This is a genomic window from Burkholderia territorii, assembly GCF_902833055.1.
In the GTDB taxonomy this organism is placed as follows: Bacteria; Pseudomonadota; Gammaproteobacteria; order Burkholderiales; family Burkholderiaceae; genus Burkholderia; species Burkholderia territorii.
The window spans coordinates 128,268-148,427 of record NZ_CADFEJ010000006.1 but is presented as its reverse complement, the minus strand read 5'-3'; the positions used below and the strand labels follow the sequence as shown (position 1 = coordinate 148,427).

Genomic DNA, 20,160 nt, shown 5'->3' with positions numbered 1-20,160 from the left:
CAAGGAGCGGCCTTTTTTTGTCACGCGTGCGGGCGGCGGGTCGGCCGACGCGGCGGACGCGCAAGAAAAAAGCCGCTGCGACGCGGCTTTTCAGGACTGCACGATCGCGCACGGGCAGCGCGGCGAACCGCTATGCCGGATAAAACGCGTCGTGGTAACGGACCACGCCCGACGGCCGCGGCGCGGCTTCGTCGAGCAGCAGCGCAAGGAAATACTCGGGCGGCGCCTCCGGGAACACCAGGTCGCCGGACTGCACGAAGCCGAAACGCGCGTAATACGCAGGATCGCCGAGCACGACGCAGCCGCGCGCACCAAGCCGGCGCAACGCGTCGAGGCCCGTGCGCACGAGCCCCGCGCCGATGCTCTGGCGCCGGCATTCGGGCAGCACCGCGAGCGGCGCGAGCCCGTACCACTGCTGGCTGCCGGCCGGCTCGCCGCCGATCGACACCGGCGAAAACGCGACGTGACCGATTACGCGCTCGTCGCGCTCCGCAACGAGCGACACGCTGAGCGCACGCTGCGCGCGCAGCGTCTCGACGATCCGCCATTCGAGCCGACCGTGCTGCGGCTCGCTCTCGAACGCGGCCACGATCACGCGACCGATCGCATCGACATCGCTCGCGCGTTCGTCGCGCAGCGTGACGATCTCGACCGGTGCGTGCGGATCGAACATCAGCCGATCCAGCGGCGCGCGTTACGGAACACGCGCATCCACGGGCTCGCTTCGCCCCAGCCTTCCGGATGCCAGCTCATCGTCACCGTGCGGTGCACGCGCTCCATGTGCGGCATCAGCACCGTGAAGCGACCGTCGGCCGTCGTGACCGACGTGATGCCGGCGGGCGAGCCGTTCGGGTTGAACGGATAACGTTCGGTCGCTTCGCCGCGGTGGTCGACGTAGCGCATTGCAACCGCGACGCGATCGATGTCGCCCTGCTGCGAGAAGTCCGCGAAGCCTTCGCCGTGCGCGACGGCCACCGGAATCCGCGAGCCTTCCATTCCCGCGAAGAAGATCGACGGCGACTTCTCCACTTCGACGAACGAGAAACGCGCCTCGAACTGCTCGGACTTGTTGCGCGTGAACTTCGGCCACGCTTGCGCACCCGGAATCATCGACGCGAGGCTCGACAGCATCTGGCAACCGTTGCAGATGCCGAGCGCGAACGTGTCGGGACGCGCGAAGAAGGCCGAGAACATGTCGGCGAGATTCGCATTGAAGCGGATCGTCTTCGCCCAGCCTTCGCCCGCCCCCAGCACGTCGCCGTACGAGAAGCCTCCGCATGCCACCGCACCCGCGAAATCGGCGAGCGTCGCGCGGCCGGCCAGCAGGTCGCTCATGTGCACGTCGTGCGCGTCGAAGCCCGCGCGGTCGAACGCATAGGCCGTTTCGAGATGCGAGTTCACGCCCTGCTCGCGCAGGATCGCGACACGCGGGCGCGCGCCCGTTGCGATGAACGGCGCGGCGATGTCGTCGGCCGGATCGAAGGTGAGCACCGGCGAGATGCCCGGGTCGGCCGCGTCGAGCAACGCATCGTACTCGGCGTCCGCGCAAGCGGGGTTGTCGCGCAGGCGCGCGATGCGCCAGCTCACTTCGCTCCACGCGCGATGGAGTTCGGCGCGCGGTGCGTCGAACACCTTCTTCGCGTCGCGGTACACCTCGATCACGTCGCGATCGTTGACCGTGCCGATCACGTGCGCGCACGCCGACAGGCCGAACTCGCGCAGCGCGCCGAGCACCGCGTCGCGATCGGCCGCGCGCACCTGCACGACGGCGCCGAGCTCTTCCGAGAACAGCGCGCGCAGCGTGCGATCCTCGCGGCGGCCGCTCGTCTGCTTCGCCCAGTCCTTCGCGTCGCCGTAGTCCGACTCGTGATCCGGGTCGAGCGTCAGCATGTCGACGTTCAGCGACACGCCCGCGTGCCCCGCGAACGCCATTTCGCACACCGTCGCCCACAGGCCGCCGTCCGAGCGGTCGTGGTACGCGAGCAGCTTGCCTTGCGCGTTGAGCGACTGGATCGCGTTGAAGAAGCGCTTGAGGTCTTCCGGATCGTCGACGTCCGGCGTCGCGTCACCGACCTGCTGCGTGACCTGCGCGAAAATGCTGCCGCCCATCCGGTTCTTGCCGCGGCCGAGATCGATCGCGATCAGCACGCTGTCGCCCGCGTCGGCGATGCGGCGCAGCTGCGGCGTCAGGTGACGGCGCACGTCCTCGACCGGTGCAAACGCGGAGATGATCAGCGACACCGGCGACACGACTTCCTTCGCGACGCCCTGCTCGTCCCACTTGGTCTTCATCGACAGCGAGTCCTTGCCGACCGGGATGCCGATCCCGAGGGCCGGGCACAGCTCCATGCCGATCGCCTTGACCGTGTCGAACAGCGCGGCATCCTCGCCGGCCGTGCCGCACGCGGCCATCCAGTTCGCCGACAGCTTCAGCTTGTCGAGCGACGCGATCGGCGCGCTCGCGATGTTCGTGATCGCCTCGCCGACGGCCATGCGGCCCGATGCCGGCGCGTCGATCACCGCGAGCGGCGTGCGCTCGGCCATCGTCATCGCCTCGCCCTTGAAGCCCGCGTAGTCGAGTGCGGTCACCGCGCAGTCGGCCACCGGCACCTGCCACGGGCCGACCATCTGGTCGCGCACCGACGTGCCGCCGACCGAACGGTCGCCGATCGTGATCAGGAACGACTTGCTGCCGACCGTCGGGTGCTTCAGCACGTCGACGGCGACTTCCGACAGCGCGATGCCCGTCACGTCGACCGGCGCGCGCTCGGTCGTCACGCGCGTGACGTCGCGATGCATGCGCGGCGGCTTGCCGAGCAGCACTTCCATCGGCATGTCGACCGGGAATTCCTCGATGCCGGTGGCTTCGTCGTCGACGAGCTTCAGCTGGCGTTCGTCGGTCGCGACGCCGACCACCGCGAACGGGCAGCGCTCGCGGGCGCAGATCGCCTCGAAGCGCGGCAGGTCGGCCGGCGCGATCGCCAGCACGTAGCGCTCCTGCGCCTCGTTCGACCAGATTTCGCGCGGCGACAGGCCCGATTCCTCGAGCGCGATCTTGCGCAGTTCGAAGCGCGCGCCCTTGCCCGCACCGTCGACGATTTCGGGGAACGCATTCGACAGGCCGCCCGCGCCGACGTCGTGGATGCTCAGGATCGGGTTTTCCGCGCCGAGCTGCCAGCAGCCGTTGATCACTTCCTGCGCGCGCCGCTCGATTTCCGGGTTGCCGCGCTGCACCGAGTCGAAGTCGAGTTCGGCCGTGTTCGCGCCGGTCGCCATCGAGCTCGCCGCGCCGCCGCCCATGCCGATCCGCATGCCGGGGCCGCCGATCTGGATCAGCAGCGAGCCGGCCGGCACGTCGTGCTTGTGCGTGTGTTGATCCGCGATGTTGCCGAGACCGCCCGCGATCATGATCGGCTTGTGATAGCCGCGCACCACGCCGCCGACGTTCTGCTCGTACACGCGGAAGTAGCCGCCGAGGTTCGGGCGGCCGAATTCGTTGTTGAACGCGGCGCCGCCGAGCGGGCCGTCGATCATGATCTGCAGCGGCGACGCGATGCGGTCCGGGCGGCCGTACGGGCCGTGCGCATCGTTCGGGTTGCGCTCGGCGAGCGGCTGGGCCGCGTCGCGCGCGTTTTCCCACGCCTGACGTGCGTCCGGCAGATCGAGGTTCGACACGGTGAAGCCCGTCAGGCCGGCCTTCGGACGCGCACCGCGGCCCGTCGCGCCTTCGTCGCGGATCTCGCCGCCCGCGCCGGTCGCCGCGCCCGGGAACGGCGAGATCGCCGTCGGGTGGTTGTGCGTCTCGACCTTCATCAGCGTATGGGTGAGCTCGGTGTGACGGCCGTAGCGTTCGCCCGGCTCGCCGGCCGCGCCCGTGTTGCGCGGGAACCAGCGCTCGGCCTCGGCGCCCATCATGATCGACGAGTTGTCCGAATACGCGACGATCGTGCCCTGCGGGCTCAGCTTCTCGGTGTTGCGGATCATCGCGAACAGCGACATGTCCTGCGCTTCACCGTCGATGGTCCACTGCGCGTTGAAGATCTTGTGGCGGCAATGCTCGCTGTTGGCCTGCGCGAACATCATCAGCTCGACGTCGGTCGGGTTGCGTTCGAGCTTGCGGAATGCGTCGACCAGATAGTCGATCTCGTCGTCGGCGAGCGCGAGGCCCAGCTCGACGTTCGCGCGCTCGAGCGCGCCGCGGCCGACGCCCAGCACGTCGACGGTCGCGAGCGGCTTGGCCGGCAGTTCGTCGAACAGGTGCTTCGCGTCGTCGCGCGCGGCGACCACGCTTTCGGTCATCCGGTCATGCAGCGCGGCCGCGACCGCCGTGCGCGCTTCGTCGGACAGCGCCTTCTTGCCGCCGAGCAGGCCCGACTTCAGCGTGACCGTGAATTCGACGCCGCGCTCGATGCGGCGCACCTGCGTGAGGCCGCAGTGCTGCGCGATGTCGGTCGCCTTGCTCGCCCACGGCGAGACCGTGCCGAAGCGCGGCAGCACGACGAAGGTCTCGACCGTGCCCTTCTCGGCTGCCGGCTCGAACGGCGCGCCGTAGTGCATCAGCGCGTCGATGCGCGCGCTGTCGTCGGCCGACAGCGGCTCGGCCGCATTGACGAAATGCAGGAACTGGCCGCGCACCGCGACGATGTTGGCGTCGATTTGCCTGAGCGTGTCGAGCAGACGGGTTTGACGGAAATCGGAGAGGGCCGAAGCGCCGGGAAAACACGAGAAGTGAGCCATGGGCTGGACTGACGTCGATGAGTCGCGCGAGGTGGCGACGTGGGGCGAAAGGAAGGCCGTAATTATAACCGGAAGTCGGTCGTCCCAGACCGGCTGATCGGCACCCGTCGCGCACCGCGACGGTGCACCGGCATCCGCCGCGCACGGCCGCCTGCGAGGCCGGCACGCTCGGCTGCGCCAGCCCGCGAGCGCACGGCGGCGTAACCGGACGAGGTCGCGCGACGCCGGTTCGCGCGATTTTGGCGCTATCATTGCCGATTCACCGGGCCGGGGGCCCGTCAGCGAATCCTCACCGGGCGGCATGCATGCCGCCCGTCATCGAAGCAATCCATGGATGTCATCGTCATCGGCGGCGGAATCAGCGGCGTCGCCACCGCCTACCAGCTGCGCGCGGCCGGCCATCGCGTATGCGTGGTCGAACGCCACGCGACCGTCGCGCAGGGCGCGACCTACGGCGACGGCGGCGCGCTGCTGCCGAGCCCGCTCGACGTCTGGTTCGGCCCGACCTTCATGCGTCAGCGCCAGCCGCGCGACACCGGCATCGTCTACAAGCCCGGCTTCAACGGCGGCGTGCGCCGCTTCGTCAAGCAGCTCGCCGCGCTGCGCGAGCCCGACGCCTTCGCCGCGCAGTACGCGCGGCTGCGCCCGCTGATCGACGCGTCGCGCGAGTCGCTCGCCGACATCGAGACGCGCCTGCAGCTCGAATTCGAGCAGAAAACCGGGATCCTGCACGTCGTGCGCGACCCGCGCGACTGGGAAGCGCTGCAACCGGCACTCGACCTGCTGCGTGCGCTCGACCAGCCGTACCGCGTGCTCACGGCCGACGAATGCGCGGCACTGGAGCCGTCAGTGCCGGCGGAACCCGGCTTTGCCGGCGGCGTGCTGCTCGAGAGCGAGCGCACCGGAAACTGCCCGCTGTTCGCGAAACTGGTCAAGCAGACGCTCGACGAGCACGGCGTGCAGTTCCGCTTCGGCGCGGACGTCGCCGCGATCCGCGTCGACACCGGCCGGGCCGCGGTCGAGCTCGCGCCCGCCGGCGGCCGGCATGCGGCGAAGGCGCACGAGGTCGATGTGATATCGGCCGATGCGATCGTGGTCGCCGCCGGCGCCGGCAACCTGCCGCTGCTGGAGCGGCTCGGCTGGCGGCTGCCGCTGCATCCGGTGCGCGCGCATACGCTGACCGCCCCCGTTGCTTACGAAGAACATGCGCCACACCTGAGCGTCGTCGATTCGATCAAGCGCATCTCGATCACGCGCACCCACCAGCGGCTGCGCATCGGCGGCGGCGCCGTGCTGCAGAGCCTCGCCGACACCGCGAAGCCGCTCCCCGAGCCGCTGTCCGAGGCCGCGCTCGCGCTGCTCGGCCAGGCCGTCCACGACTGGGTGCCGGGCGCCGCGAAGATTTCCGCCGCGCTGTCGTGGCAAGGCACGCAACTGCTGTCGCCGGACGGCCTGCCGGTCGTCGGTCCGACCCCGCATCCGCGCGTGTTCGTCAATTTCGGGCACGGCCCGGCCGGTTGGGGCCTCGCGTGCGGGTCTGCTAAAGTGGTGACCGACTGTCTGAGCGGCAACACGCAGCAGTGGCCCGGCGACACGCTGGCCGCGCTGAGCGCCGCACGCTTCACGACCTGACCGCCGCGGGCCCGGCCCGGGGCGGCTTCCTCCCGCCGCCATGACCCCGCGATGACGAATCCCCGCCCGCTTCCCGACTCCGCCCCGCTCGCGCTGCTGCGCGTCGCCGACTTGCGCGCGGCCGAGGCCGCCGCGACCGCCCAACTGCCGCCGCACACGCTGATGGGCCGCGCGGGCGCCGCCGCCGCGCGCTGGCTGTCGGAGCGCGTGACGGGCGACGACCGCCCCGTCTGGTTCGCGGTCGGCCCCGGCAACAACGGCGGCGACGCGCTGGTGGCCGCCGCGCAGCTGCAGCAGCTCGGCGTCGCGACGCAGGCCTGGATGCCCGTGCCGGTCAAGCCGGACGATGCGCAATGGGCACTCGGCCTCGCACGCGCGGCCGGCGTGCCGCTGTCGACCGAACCGCCCGCGTCGCTCGACGATTTTGCGTGGGTCGTCGACGGGCTGTTCGGCATCGGCCTCGCTCGCGCCCTCGACGGCCCATTCGCCGCCCAGGCCGCGCGCATCGCCGCCCATGCCCGAAATGGCGGCCGAGTACTCGCGCTCGACGTACCGAGCGGGCTCGACAGCGACACGGGCCGCATCGTGGGCGCGGGCGTCGCGGTCGCCGCGACGCACACGCTGACCTTCATCGGTGCGAAGCCCGGCCTTTACACCGGCGACGGCCGCGACCTCGCCGGCGAGATCCACATCGCGTCGCTCGACGTCGCACCGCCCGCCGCGCCGGCCGTCGTGCTGAACGCACCGGCACGGTTCGCCGCCGCGCTGCCCGCCCGCGCGTTCGCTTCGCACAAGGGCACGTTCGGCAGCCTGGCCGTGCTCGGCGGCGACACCGGCATGTGCGGCGCGCCGATCCTCGCCGCGCGTGCCGCGCTGTTCGCGGGCGCCGGCAAGGTGCATGTCGGCTTTCTCGGTGCCGGCGCGCCGCCGTACGACCCGCCGTTTCCCGAACTGATGCTGCATCCCGCGGACAGCCTCGAGCTCGATGCGATGTCCGCGATCGCGGCAGGCTGCGGCCTCGGCGCGCGCGAAGCCGCGGTCGCCCTCGTGCGCGACGTACTCGCGCACGACGCCGCGACGCTGCTCGACGCCGACGCGCTGAACCTCGTCGCGACCCATGCCGACCTCGCTCACGCCGTTGCCGCGCGCGGCGCGCGGGGCGCTGCGTGCGTGCTGACGCCGCATCCCCTCGAGGCAGCGCGGCTGCTCGGCAGCGATACCGCGACGGTGCAGCACGACCGGTTGGCCGCGGCGCAGGCGCTGGCCGCACGCTACGCGAGCATCGTCGTGCTGAAGGGTTCGGGCACGGTGATTGCGGCACCCGACGGCCGCCTGACGATCAACCCGACCGGCAATGCGGCGCTCGCCACCGGCGGCACCGGCGACGTGCTCGGCGGCCTGATCGGCGCGTTGCTCGCGCAGCGCGTCGCGCCGTACGAAGCCGCGCTCGCCGGCGTGTACCTGCACGGGCTCGCGGCCGACACGCTGAGCGCGAACGGCACGGGTCCGGCCGGCCTCACCGCGGGCGAACTCGCGCCGATGGTGCGCACGCTGATCAATCGCCTTTTTTACCCGTCGGCGCGCGCCGACATATAACGCCGCTATACTGGGTGCCCCCGCCGCACGGCGGGCCCGCTCGTCCGCCGGCGTTCCGATCGCGATGCGCCGGCGCGGCATTCCTCCCGATTCACGCCTCACTCGAACCGCCATGACGCTGAATTCGCTCCCCGCCTGGACTGCCCTTCAATCCCACTTCGAACAGATCCGCCACGCGCGGCTGCGCGACTGGTTCGCGCCGGAAAACGACCGTGCGCCGACCCGCGCCGAACGCTTCACGATCCCCGGCGGCGGCCTTGCGGCCGACTTCTCGAAGAACCGCATCAACGACGACACGCTGCGCCTGCTCGTGCAGCTCGCACGCGAAGCGGGCGTCGAGGCACGCCGCGACGCGATGTTCGCCGGCGACATCGTCAATCCGACCGAAGGCCGCGCCGCGCTGCACACGGCATTGCGCGCGACCGACCCGCAGGCCCCGTTCCACGCGCAGGTCAGCACCGAGCGCGCGAAGATGGCGACCTTCGCGCGCGCCGTGCGCAGCGGCGCGTGGACCGGCTACACCGGCAAGCGCATCCGCCACGTGATCAACATCGGCATCGGCGGCTCGGATCTCGGCCCGAAGATGGTCACTCACGCGCTGCACCACGTCGCGACGCCGGAGATCTCGACCCACTTCGTGTCGAACGTCGACGGCGCCGATCTCGCGCGCGTGCTGGAACAGGTCGATCCGGAGGAAACGCTCGCGATCATCGTGTCGAAGACCTTCACGACGCTCGAGACGATGACGAATGCGCGCTCGCTGCGCGACTGGTTCATCGCACGCGGCTGCCCCGAGGACGCGCTCGCGAAGCACTTCGTCGGCGTGTCGGCAAACCCGGCCGAGGTCGTGAAGTTCGGCATCGCCGCCGACAACGTGTTCGAAATGTGGGACTGGGTCGGCGGCCGCTATTCGCTGTGGTCGGCGGTCGGCCTGTCGATCATGATCGCGATCGGACCCGAGCAGTTCGACGAACTGCTCGCCGGCGCGAACGACATGGACCGCCATTTCCGCGAAGCGCCGCTCGACCGTAACCTGCCGGTGCTGCTCGGCCTGATCGGCATCTGGTACCGCAACTTCTTCGGCTCGCAGAGCTATCTCGTCGCGCCGTATTCCGAAGCACTGCATTACCTGCCGTCGTACCTGCAGCAGCTCGAGATGGAAAGCAACGGCAAGTCCGCCCGCCTGGACGGCACGTTCGTCGACTACCCGACCTCGGCCGTCACGTGGGGCGAGCCGGGCACCAATGGCCAGCACGCGTTTTTCCAGATGCTGCACCAGGGTCCGACGATCGTGCCGATCGACTTCATCGCGGTGCTGACGCCCGAGCATCCGCTCGCGAGCCATCATCCGAAGCTGCTCGCGAACTGCTTCGCGCAGAGCGAAGCGCTGATGCTCGGCCGCACGCTCGACGAAGCGCGCAAGGTGGCAGGCCCCGGCAAGGAAGCGCTCGCGCCGCACCTGACGTTCCCCGGCAACCGCCCGACGACGACGCTGCTGGTCGATGCGCTCACGCCGCGCACGCTCGGCGCGTTGATCGCGCTTTACGAGCACAAGGTGCTGGTGCAGGCAACGGTGTGGAACATCAATCCGTTCGACCAGTGGGGCGTCGAGCTCGGCAAGATTCTCGGCAAGGTCGTCGAAGCCGACCTGTCGGCCGAATCGGTCGATCCCGCGAAGCACGATTCGTCGACGACCGCGCTGATCGAGCGCGCTCGCGCGGCACTCAAGCGCTGACGCGGCAGCGTCGAACGCATGCCGGCCGCAGTGGGGAATCCTCCTCGTGCGGCCGGCAAGAAGTTCGGGCTCGCGCTACGCGGCGTGCGGCGCGACGATGCGCCCGGCGTCGATGGTGACCGTCGTCGCGCAGCGCCGCGCGAGCTCGGCGTCGTGCGTGACGAGCACGAGCGTCGCGCCATGCGTGCGGTTCAGTTCGAACATCAGGTCGATGACGGCGTGGCCGGTGGCTGCATCGAGGCTGCCGGTCGGTTCGTCGGCGAACAGGATGGCGGGATGCGTGACGAACGCGCGCGCGAGCGCGACGCGCTGCTGTTCGCCGCCCGACAGCAGTTTCGGATAATGCGCGGTGCGCTCGCCGAGACCGACCTGCACGAGCAGCGCACGCGCCCGATCGGCCGCGTCGCGCGCGTTGATGCCTCCCTGCAGTTCGAGCGGAAGCATCACGTTCTCCAGTGCCGTCAGGTGCGGCATCAGCTGAAACGACTGGAACACGAACCCGACCGCGCCGTTGCGCAGCGCGGCGCGCTCGTCCTCGTCGAGCTGGTCGAGCGCGCGGCCGAGCAGGCGAACCGTGCCGCTCGTCGCGCTGTCCAATCCTGCGAGCAGGCCGAGCAGCGTCGATTTGCCCGACCCCGATGCGCCGACGATCGCGAGGCTGCTGCCCGGCCGCACCGCGAAGGTGATGCCGTCGAGGATCGTCAGCTCGCCCGTTGCGTCCGCAACCCGCTTGCACACGTCATGGACTTCGATGATCGGATCGGTAATCTTGAACATGGACACGACATTCCGCTGGAAAAGACGCACGGCACTCGCCGCACTGCTGGCTACCCTGCTCGCAGCAAACATGCCCGCCCGCGCCGCGACGGCGGCGGCCTCGACATCGGGCAAGCCCGCGCTCGTCGTGCTCGGCGACAGCCTGTCGGCCGAATACGGGTTGCCGCGCGACACCGGCTGGGTCGCGCTGCTGCGGCAACGGCTCGCGACCGAGCGGATCGATTATAGCGTCGCGAACGCGAGCGTCAGCGGCGACACCACGAGCGGCGGCCGCGCGCGCCTGCCTGCGGTGCTGCAACGGCTCAAGCCGTCGATCGTCGTCGTCGAGCTCGGCTCGAACGATGCGCTGCGCGGCGTGCCGCTCGCAACGACCGAACAGAACCTGCGCGAGATCATCGCCGATGCGCGGCAGGCGCGCGCGAAGGTCGTGCTGGTCGGCATGTACGTGCCGGCCAACTACGGGCCCGACTACACGCAGAAATTCCACGCCGTCTATACGCGCCTGTCGAAGGAGCTTGGCGTGCCGCTCGTGCCGTTCCTGCTGGCCGGCATCGAGAACAAGCCGGAGATGTTCCAGGCGGACCAGATGCATCCCGCGCAGCAGGCACAAGGCATCCTGCTCGACAACGTCTGGCCGACGCTCAAGCCGCTCTTCGGCAAGCCGCGCAGCTGATCTCGCGACGGCGCTTGGCGCGCGACCGGAAAGCAAGAAGCCCCGCTTCGAGCGGGGCTTCCTGTTGCTGCATGCGAAACCGTGAACGGCGCTTCGCGTGCGCGTCGCCTGCGTCGCGGCTTAGTTGCCGCCGTCCTGCGACTGGCTCTGCGTGGTGCCGTACAGCTTCACCTTCGAGCGGTCGCGCAGCGCGGCGAGATACGCTTCGCCTTCGCTTTGCGCTTCGACCTGCGCCATCTGCTGTTGCGCGGCCGCGAGCTGCTGCGGATCGACCGCCGTACCGGGGATCACCGCATTCACGCGATAGATCGCGTAGCCGTCCGCGCCGAGATCGACGCCGACGTATGCCGGCAGCGTCTTCGCATCGACCTTGTAGACGGCGCTCAACGCCGCCGGCGTCAGCCCCTGCGACTGCGTGCGCGACACCTTCAGCGCGGCCGTGAAACCGTCGGCCGACTTCGACTTCTGCAGCTCGGCGAGCTTGGCCGTGCCGTCCTTCTTCGCGAGTTCCGCGGCCTGCTCGGCGACGACCTTCTGACGCACCGCGTCCTTGATCGCGTCGAGCGCCGGCACGGCAGCCGGCTTGTAGTCGGTCACGCGCGCCGAGATCAACGTGTTGTTGCCCACATCGATCGCCTGCGTGTTGTTGCGGCTCTTCACCGAGTCGTTCGCGAACACGGCGGCGAGGAACTTCGGATTGTTCAGCGGGCTCGTCGGCGGCAGTTGCGGGTTCGGCGTCGGCGTGACGGTGGCCGTCTGGATCGTCAGCTTGTACTTGTCGGCGGCCGGCTGCAGCGTCTTCGCCTTTTCATAGACGGTCGACGTGAAGCCTTCCGCGTTGTCCGAGAATGCCTTCGCCGCGTACTGCTGCTTCAGCTCGACTGCGATCTGATCCTTCACGTCCGCGAACGGCTTGACCACCGACGGCTTCACTTCCGTCGCCTTTAGGATATGGAAGCCGAGATCCGATTGCACGATACCGCTCACGTCGCCCTGCTTCAGCGCGAATGCCGCATCGTCGAACGCCTTGCCGCCCGCCGTCGAGCCGCGCGTGATGAAGCCCAGATCGCCGCCCTTCGCCGCCGACGGTGCGTCCTGCGAGTTCTTCTGCGCGATCTGCGCGAACTGGTCCGGATGCGCCTTCACGTCGGCCAGCAGCTGCTCGGCCTTCGCCTTCGCGGCCGCCTTGTCGGCGGCGCTTGCGTCGCTCGCCGCGGCGATGAAGATGTGGCTCACGCGCACCTGCGCTTCCGAACGGAAGTGTGTCGGATTGTCATCGTAGAACTTCTTGATGTCGGCATCGGTCGGCTGCGCGCTCGCGGCGGCAGCGGCCGGCGAGTAGACGAGATACTGGATCGTCGCGGTTTCCGGCGTCGCGAAGCTCTGCTTGTGCGCGTCGTAGTACGCGGCGAGTTGCGCGTCGGTCGGCTGCACCTTCGCCGCGTAGTCGCTCGCCTTCAGCACGAGTGCCTGCACTTCACGCTGCTGTGCGGCGAGTTCCGACAGGCGTTGCGCCGGGCCCTTCGGCGTGAATGCGCTCGACACGATGCTTGCCGGAATCTGCTGCAGCGCGAGGCTGTAGCGCACGCGTTCCTGGTACTGCTCGGGCGTCATCCCCTGGAACGACAACAATTGCGCGTAGCGCTGGACGTCGATCGTACCGTCGGGCTTCTTCAGCGACGCGATCATCGGGTCGCTCATCAGCGCGTCGCGCACCGCATTGTCGGATGCCGTCAGGTGCAGGCGCTGCGTCTCGTCGGCCAGCACGCGTTGCTGGATCAGGCCGTCGAGCACTTGCTTGCGATGTTCGGGCGTGTCGAACGCCTTGATGTCGAACTGCCCGCCGAGCGCCTGACGCGCCTGGTCGATCTGCTGGCGGAACGCGCCGTCGAATTCGACCCGCGTGATCTTGTGTCCGTTGACCGCCGCGACGTTTGCGCTGTCGTCGAAGAAGCCGCGGAAACCCTGGATCCCGACGAAACCCAGGCCCGGCAACACGATCAGGAGCAGGAGCGCCATCATCAGGCGCTGGTGATTACGGAAGAAATCGAGCATGCGTGACGGGAAAATTGGACAAAACGACCGATATTACAACATACGAGGTGGCACGGGAGAAAAGCAGGTGCGCAACGAACGGGCGCAATCGACGATGCAAATGAAAAAGCCCGCACGAGGCGGGCTTTCTCATTTTCTGGCGGAGCGGACGGGACTCGAACCCGCGACCCCCGGCGTGACAGGCCGGTATTCTAACCGACTGAACTACCGCTCCTTGGTCTGGCTGAATCGGGAAACTGGTGGGTGCTGAGGGGCTCGAACCCCCGACCTACGCCTTGTAAGGGCGCCGCTCTACCAGCTGAGCTAAGCACCCGTTTCCGATTCGTTCTGGCTGCGATCTGCGTTTCGGCATCAACAACCAGCGAGCCCGCAAGTTTAATTCATCCCCGATCATTTTGCCAAGCCCGCACGCAAAAAATTTCAACGGCCGTTCAACATACGAAGCCGACACACATAAAAAAACCCGCGGACACGCCGCGGGTTTCGTGAACAACCGTCAGCGACGGTGTTCGGGCCTTCAGTGCTTGACGACTTCCGTCGAGCCGGCATCCTTCGCCGCCTCGCCGACCGGTGCCGCGGCCTTCGCCTCTTCTTCCGGCGGCAGCGGGGTCGGCGTACGTTCGAGCGCGAGCTCGAGCACCTTGTCGATCCAGCGGACCGGCACGATCTCGATCGCGTTCTTCACGTTGTCCGGAATGTCCGCGAGATCCTTCACGTTCTCTTCCGGGATCAGCACGAGCTTGATGCCGCCGCGATGCGCAGCCAGCAGCTTTTCCTTCAGCCCGCCGATCGGCAGCACTTCGCCACGCAGCGTGATCTCGCCCGTCATCGCGACATCGGCACGCACGGGGATCCCCGTCAGCACCGACACCAGCGCGGTCGTCATCGCGCCGCCCGCGGACGGACCGTCCTTCGGCGTCGCGCCTTCCGGCACGTGGATGTGGATGTCCTGCTTCTCGAACGCCTCGTCCTTGATACCCAGACGCCGCGAACGCGAGCGCACGACCGAACGCGCAGCCTCGACCGACTCCTTCATCACGTCGCCGAGCGAACCGGTGCGAATCACGTTGCCCTTGCCCGGCATCACCGCAGCTTCGATCGTCAGCAGATCGCCGCCGACTTCCGTCCACGCGAGGCCCGTCACCTGACCGACCTGGTTCTCCTTCGCCGCGAGGCCGAAGTCGTACTTGCGCACGCCGAGGAACGTATCGAGGTTCTCGCCGTCGACCTTGATCGCGCCCGATGCCTTCTTCAGCAGCAGCATCTTCACGACCTTGCGGCAGATCTTCGACACTTCCCGCTCGAGCGAACGCACACCGGCTTCGCGCGTGTAGTAGCGGATGATGTCGCGGATCGCCTGCTCGGTGACCTCGATCTCGCCGTCCTTCAGACCGTTGTTCTTCTTCTGCTTCGGCAGCAGGTAGCGCTGCGCGATGCTGACCTTCTCGTCTTCCGTGTAACCCGACAGACGAATCACTTCCATCCGGTCGAGCAGCGGCGGCGGGATGTTCAGCGAGTTCGACGTCGCGACGAACATCACGTCCGACAGGTCGAAGTCGACTTCGATGTAGTGGTCGGCGAACGTGTGGTTCTGTTCCGGATCGAGCACTTCGAGCAACGCCGACGACGGATCGCCGCGGAAATCCATGCCCATCTTGTCGACTTCGTCGAGCAGGAAGAGCGGATTGCGCACGCCGACCTTCGCGAGGCTTTGCAGGATCTTGCCCGGCATCGAGCCGATGTACGTGCGACGGTGACCGCGGATCTCGGCTTCGTCACGCACGCCGCCGAGCGCCATGCGAACGAACTTGCGGTTCGTCGCGCGAGCGATCGACTGGCCGAGCGAGGTCTTGCCGACGCCCGGAGGCCCGACGAGGCACAGGATCGGCGCCTTCACCTTGTCCACGCGCTGCTGCACCGCGAGGTACTCGAGGATGCGTTCCTTGACCTTCTCGAGGCCGAAGTGATCCTCGTCGAGCACCTGCTCGGCGTTCGACAGGTCGTTGTTGACCTTGCTCTTCTTGCGCCACGGCAGGCCGATCAGCGTGTCGATGTAGTTGCGCACGACGGTCGCTTCCGCCGACATCGGCGACATCAGCTTCAGCTTCTTCAGCTCGGCATCGGCCTTCTTCTTCGCTTCCTTCGGCATGCGCGCGGCGTTGATGCGCTTCTCGAGTTCCTCGAGATCCGCGCCTTCTTCGCCTTCGCCCAGTTCCTTCTGGATCGCCTTGACCTGTTCGTTCAGGTAGTACTCGCGCTGGCTCTTTTCCATCTGGCGCTTCACGCGCCCGCGGATGCGCTTTTCGACCTGCAGGATGTCGATCTCGGCTTCGAGCTGCGCGAGCAGGTGCTCGAGACGCTCGATGACCGGGAACATCTCGAGGATGTGCTGCTTCTGGTCGAGCTTCAGCGGCAGGCGCTCGGCGATCATGTCCGCGAGGCGGCCTGCTTCATCGATGCCCGACAGCGACGTGAGAATCTCCGGCGGGATCTTCTTGTTCAGCTTCACGTACTGGTCGAACTGCGACACGATCGCGCGGCGCAGCGCTTCCGTTTCCGCGCTGTCGGCGTGATCGGGCTCGAGCGGCATCACTTCGCACGAGAACTGCGTCTCCTGCTCTTCGATCGACAACGCCTTTGCACGCTGGAGGCCCTCGACGAGCACCTTAACGGTGCCGTCCGGCAGCTTCAGCATCTGCAGGATGTTGGCAATACAACCGACCTCGTACATGTCCTTTTCGGTCGGTTCGTCCTTGGCCGCGGTTTTCTGGGCGACGAGCATGATGTGCTTGCCGCCTTCCATCGCTGCTTCGAGGGCCTTGATCGATTTCGGCCGGCCGACGAAGAGCGGAATGACCATGTGCGGGAAAACGACGACATCCCGCAGCGGCAGCAGCGGGAGCGTGATGCGTTCCGGCGGGAGAAGTTGGGTGCCTGACATTTCATTTCCCCATGAGTGGAATCAATTGTTCGGTAATTGAGGCCGCCACAACGAATTGCAAGCCTTCAAGTGCGGGAAATATTCGGTAAGAAAGTAACCACCGCGTATCGAGTCAGAGTTACCCACAAGATAAACGAAAAAAAGCCGCCCACGGACTCATGAACGGCCTTTTTCGCTGAACATCGTCGGCAAGCCGGTCAGTTCGAACCCGCCACCTTCGGCGTGTCCTCATAGATCAGCAAGGGCTTGCCGTCGCCATCGATGACGTTCTCGTCGATGATGACCTTGCTGACCCCTTTCATCGTCGGCAGCTCGTACATCACGTCGAGCAATGCCTGTTCGATGATCGAACGCAAACCGCGCGCGCCGGTCTTGCGGCGGATCGCCTTGCGGGCGACTGCCTGCAGCGCGCCCGGCCGGATTTCCAGCTCGACGCGCTCCATCGCGAACAGCTTGTGATACTGCTTGACGAGCGCGTTCTTCGGCTCGACGAGGATCTTCATCAGCGCGGCTTCGTCGAGCTTGCCGAGCGTCGCGACCACCGGCAGACGGCCGATCAATTCGGGGATCAGACCGAATTTGATCAGGTCTTCCGGTTCCGTTTCGCGCAGCACTTCGCCCGCGTCGCGTTCCTGCTTGCTCTTGACCGTCGCGCCGAAGCCGATGCCGGTTTTCTCGGTACGATCGGTGATCACCTTCTCGAGGCCGTCGAATGCGCCGCCGCAGATGAACAGGATGTTGGTCGTGTCGACCTGGATGAAATCCTGGTTCGGGTGCTTGCGGCCGCCCTGCGGCGGCACCGACGCCATCGTGCCCTCGACGAGCTTCAGCAGTGCCTGCTGGACGCCCTCGCCCGACACGTCGCGCGTGATCGACGGGTTGTCCGACTTGCGGCTGATCTTGTCGATCTCGTCGATGTAGACGATCCCGCGCTGGGCCTTGTCGACCTCGTAGTTGCAGTTCTGCAACAGCTTCTGGATGATGTTCTCGACGTCCTCGCCGACGTAGCCGGCTTCGGTCAGCGTCGTCGCATCGGCGATCACGAACGGCACGTTGAGCAACCGCGCGAGCGTCTGCGCGAGCAGCGTCTTGCCGGAGCCCGTCGGGCCGATCAGCAGGATGTTGCTCTTCGACAGCTCGACGTCGTCCTTCTTGTCGAGATGCTTCAGACGCTTGTAGTGGTTGTACACGGCCACCGCGAGGATCTTCTTCGCGCGCTCCTGGCCGATCACGTACTGATCGAGGATGTCGCGAATTTCCTGCGGGCTCGGCAAATCCGACCGGGACAGGCTGGCCTCGACGCCGGCGGCAGCCGCCTCGTCGCGAATGATCTCGTTGCAGAGGTCGATGCACTCATCGCAGATGAACACCGACGGGCCCGCGATGAGTTTCTTCACCTCATGCTGGCTCTTCCCGCAAAACGAGCAATACAACAGCTTCTCGCTGTTCGAACCTTTTTTGTCCGCCATGAATGTAGAGCCTCCGGACAGGTAAATGACATGATACGCCGAATGCTCCGAACGCCGCGCCTAGGGCGCGACCGGAGTCGGCTGGATGCGCTTGCCGCAGATGCTCAGGGCACTCGGGACATTGCAAGAGCGCCGCCCGAATCGGGGCGGCACCCCACTTAAGCTCACGGGCGCTTCAGCAACACCTGGTCGATCAGCCCGTACGCCTTCGCGTCCTCGCTCGACATGAAGTTATCACGGTCGGTGTCGCGCGCGATGCGCTCGACGTCCTGGCCCGTATGCTGCGCGAGCAGGTTGTTCAACCGTTCCTTCAGGTAAAGGATTTCGCGTGCCTGGATCTCGATGTCGGACGCCTGGCCGCGCGCGCCGCCGAGCGGCTGGTGAATCATCACGCGCGAGTTCGGCAGCGCGAAACGCTTGCCCTTCGCGCCCGACGCGAGCAGGAACGCGCCCATGCTGGCCGCGAGGCCCATGCAGAGCGTCGACACGTCCGGCTTGATGAACTGCATCGTGTCGTAGATCGCCATGCCGGCCGACACCGAGCCGCCCGGGCTGTTGATGTAGAGGCTGATGTCCTTGTCGGGATTCTCGCTCTCGAGGAACAGCAATTGCGCGACCACGAGGTTGGCGGTCTGGTCGTTCACTTCGCCGACCATGAACACCAGGCGCTCCTTCAGGAGACGCGAATAGATATCGTACGAACGCTCGCCGCGGCCGCTCGTTTCGACGACGATCGGCACCAGCCCCAGCGCTTGCGCCTCGAAACCCTGCGGCGCGTTCGAAGCAAGCATGTCCAGCAATTCAGCGCGAGTGATCATTCAATGAACCTTGTTCGAATGGAAAATTGAACGGAGGGAAGCCGCCCACTCAATCGCCATATTAATGGCAACCGTGCGCTTGACGTAAAAACGGCGTGCGGGCCGTCGCTCCGACAGCCGGCACGCCGCTAGAGCGACACTTACGCTTGCGCCGATGCGCTCGCGAGTGCCTCGAAGCTCACTTCCTTGTCCGTCACCTTTGCCTTGCCCAGCACGAAGTCGACGACGTTGCTTTCAACGACGAACGCTTCCATCTCGGCGAGGCGCTGCTGGTTCGAATAATACCAGCGGACCACTTCCTTCGGGTCTTCGTAGCTCTTCGCGAACTCGTCGACTTCCGCGCGGATCTGCTCCGGCTTCGCTTCCAGGCCGTTCGCCTTCACGAGCTCGGCCAGCACGAGGCCCAGCTTCACGCGACGCTCTGCCTGCTCGGCGAACATCTCGGCCGGGATCGGTGCGTCCTTCGCGTTCGGCACGCCGCGCTGCGCCAGATCCTGGCGAGCCATTTCGACGAGGCGTTGCTGATCCTGCTCGATCAGCGCCTTCGGCACGTCGAGTTCGGAAATCTTCAGCAGTGCGTCCATCACCTGGTTCTTGACGATGGCTTGCGTGCGACGCTTCGCTTCGCGCTCGAGGTTTTCCTTGATTTCGGCGCGCATCTTCGTCAGGTCGCCGTCTTCGATGCCGAGCGACTTCGCGAATTCGGCGTCGATTTCCGGCATGTGCGGCCACTCGATCTTCTTCATCGTGACCGTGAATTGCGCCGTCTTGCCCGCCACGTCCTTGCCGTGGTAGTCGTCCGGGAACTTCAGGTCGAACGTACGCTGTTCGCCGACCTTCAGGCCCAGCGCGGCCGTTTCGAATTCCGGCAGCATGCGGCCTTCGCCGAGCACGAACGGGAAGTCTTCGGCCGTGCCGCCCTGGAACGCGACGTCGTCGATCTTGCCGACGAAATCGACCGTCACGCGATCGCCGTTCTTCGCTGCGGTGTCCGCGCCGCCGTCGCCGTGCTCGCCGGCTTCGCCGCGCGCGTGGTAATGCACGCGCTGCTTGCGCAGGATGTCCAGCGTGCGGTCGATTTCGGCGTCGCCGATCGACGTCGTCGAGCGCTCGACTTCAGCCGTCGACAGATCGCCGATCTTCACTTCCGGGTAGACCTCGAACGTCGCGTCGAACGCATAGGCGTCCTCGGCCTGCTCCTGCTTCGGCTCGAAGCTCGGCTGGCCGGCGACGCGCAGGTTTTCCGCGCGGCTGATCGTGAAGAACTCCTGGCCGATCTTGTCGCTCAGCACTTCCGCCTCGACCTGACCCGCGTACTGCTGGGCGACCATCTTGAGCGGCACCTTGCCCGGGCGGAAACCCGGCATGCGAACGTTCTTCGCGAGTTTCTGGATACGGGCGTCGATTTCCTTCTGCACGGTGTCCTTCGGCAGGGAAATCGTCACGCGGCGTTCAAGCTTGCCGAGGTTCTCAACAACGTTAGCCATGGCTTCAATCGTCCTAAAATTATTCGAGCGAATCGGGTTTTCCTTGCCGTGCCTGCCTGCAGCGCGCGGTGCGTCGCACTCACACGCCGCGCCGGAGCGCCACGCCATCCCTGCACGCGCCGGATGGCTAGCGCAAGCGGCTCGGAGCACGGCTTTGGCCGGAAGAATCGACTATTCTAGCAAACTATTTTCCCCGCACCGCCAGATCGGCGCGACAACGATGCGCGCCGGCCGTGCCGC

12 protein-coding genes and 2 tRNA genes are annotated in these 20,160 nt (G+C 67.0%); 4 read left to right on the top strand and 10 right to left on the bottom strand.

Features of this window, described 5'->3' with window-relative positions:
• Positions 1-130 precede the first annotated feature (130 nt).
• Positions 131-673: a GNAT family N-acetyltransferase gene (locus HW466_RS14365; RefSeq protein WP_151005136.1), complete on the bottom strand. Its 543-nt coding sequence runs from the start codon at positions 671-673 to the stop codon at positions 131-133.
• Positions 673-4,737 (bottom strand): phosphoribosylformylglycinamidine synthase, encoded by a 4,065-nt coding sequence (gene purL, locus HW466_RS14360; protein WP_174905734.1) that lies wholly within the window; start codon positions 4,735-4,737, stop codon positions 673-675. The genes HW466_RS14365 and purL overlap by 1 nt, the downstream gene beginning before the upstream one ends.
• A gap of 330 nt (positions 4,738-5,067) precedes the next feature.
• Here purL and HW466_RS14355 point away from each other — a divergent pair, with 330 nt between their 5' ends.
• The 3 genes from HW466_RS14355 to pgi all read left to right on the top strand — a co-directional run bounded on the left by HW466_RS14355 (position 5,068) and on the right by pgi (position 9,700).
• The gene (locus HW466_RS14355; RefSeq protein ID WP_174905735.1) at positions 5,068-6,369 is read left to right on the top strand and encodes an FAD-dependent oxidoreductase; all 1,302 of its coding nucleotides are present in this window, start codon (positions 5,068-5,070) and stop codon (positions 6,367-6,369) included.
• Positions 6,370-6,420: 51 nt separating this feature from the next.
• Positions 6,421-7,965: an NAD(P)H-hydrate dehydratase gene (locus HW466_RS14350; protein WP_174905736.1), complete on the top strand. Its 1,545-nt coding sequence runs from the start codon at positions 6,421-6,423 to the stop codon at positions 7,963-7,965.
• Positions 7,966-8,077: 112 nt separating this feature from the next.
• A complete protein-coding gene (pgi, locus tag HW466_RS14345) occupies positions 8,078-9,700 on the top strand; it encodes a glucose-6-phosphate isomerase (protein ID WP_151004793.1) in 1,623 nt (540 codons plus the stop codon).
• Positions 9,701-9,775: 75 nt separating this feature from the next.
• Here pgi and HW466_RS14340 read toward each other — a convergent pair whose 3' ends face one another.
• Entirely contained in the window at positions 9,776-10,477 is a 702-nt protein-coding gene (locus HW466_RS14340; RefSeq protein ID WP_059449953.1) for an ABC transporter ATP-binding protein, read from the bottom strand.
• Between HW466_RS14340 and HW466_RS14335 the strand changes: the two genes are divergently transcribed.
• Entirely contained in the window at positions 10,476-11,150 is a 675-nt protein-coding gene (locus tag HW466_RS14335) for an arylesterase (protein ID WP_059449954.1), read from the top strand. The genes HW466_RS14340 and HW466_RS14335 overlap by 2 nt on opposite strands.
• A gap of 120 nt (positions 11,151-11,270) precedes the next feature.
• On the opposite strand, the gene HW466_RS14330 is transcribed toward HW466_RS14335, so the two are convergent.
• The 7 genes from HW466_RS14330 to tig all read right to left on the bottom strand — a co-directional run bounded on the left by HW466_RS14330 (position 11,271) and on the right by tig (position 19,920).
• Positions 11,271-13,205 carry a SurA N-terminal domain-containing protein gene (locus tag HW466_RS14330; protein WP_060328853.1) on the bottom strand — a complete coding sequence of 645 codons (1,935 nt, stop codon included), beginning with the start codon at positions 13,203-13,205 and terminating at the stop codon, positions 11,271-11,273.
• A gap of 137 nt (positions 13,206-13,342) precedes the next feature.
• Positions 13,343-13,419 (bottom strand) — tRNA-Asp (locus HW466_RS14325).
• A gap of 23 nt (positions 13,420-13,442) precedes the next feature.
• Positions 13,443-13,518, bottom strand: a tRNA-Val gene (locus HW466_RS14320).
• 204 nt (positions 13,519-13,722) lie between these two features.
• A complete protein-coding gene (lon, locus tag HW466_RS14315; protein WP_044843675.1) occupies positions 13,723-16,146 on the bottom strand; it encodes an endopeptidase La in 2,424 nt (807 codons plus the stop codon).
• A 197-nt stretch (positions 16,147-16,343) separates the two neighbouring features.
• Positions 16,344-17,615 (bottom strand): ATP-dependent Clp protease ATP-binding subunit ClpX, encoded by a 1,272-nt coding sequence (gene clpX, locus HW466_RS14310; protein WP_006489345.1) that lies wholly within the window; start codon positions 17,613-17,615, stop codon positions 16,344-16,346.
• Between the two features lie 164 nt (positions 17,616-17,779).
• A complete protein-coding gene (gene clpP / locus HW466_RS14305) occupies positions 17,780-18,433 on the bottom strand; it encodes an ATP-dependent Clp endopeptidase proteolytic subunit ClpP (protein WP_006496351.1) in 654 nt (217 codons plus the stop codon).
• 140 nt (positions 18,434-18,573) lie between these two features.
• Positions 18,574-19,920: a trigger factor gene (gene tig, locus HW466_RS14300; protein ID WP_059449956.1), complete on the bottom strand. Its 1,347-nt coding sequence runs from the start codon at positions 19,918-19,920 to the stop codon at positions 18,574-18,576.
• Positions 19,921-20,160: the final 240 nt, after the last annotated feature.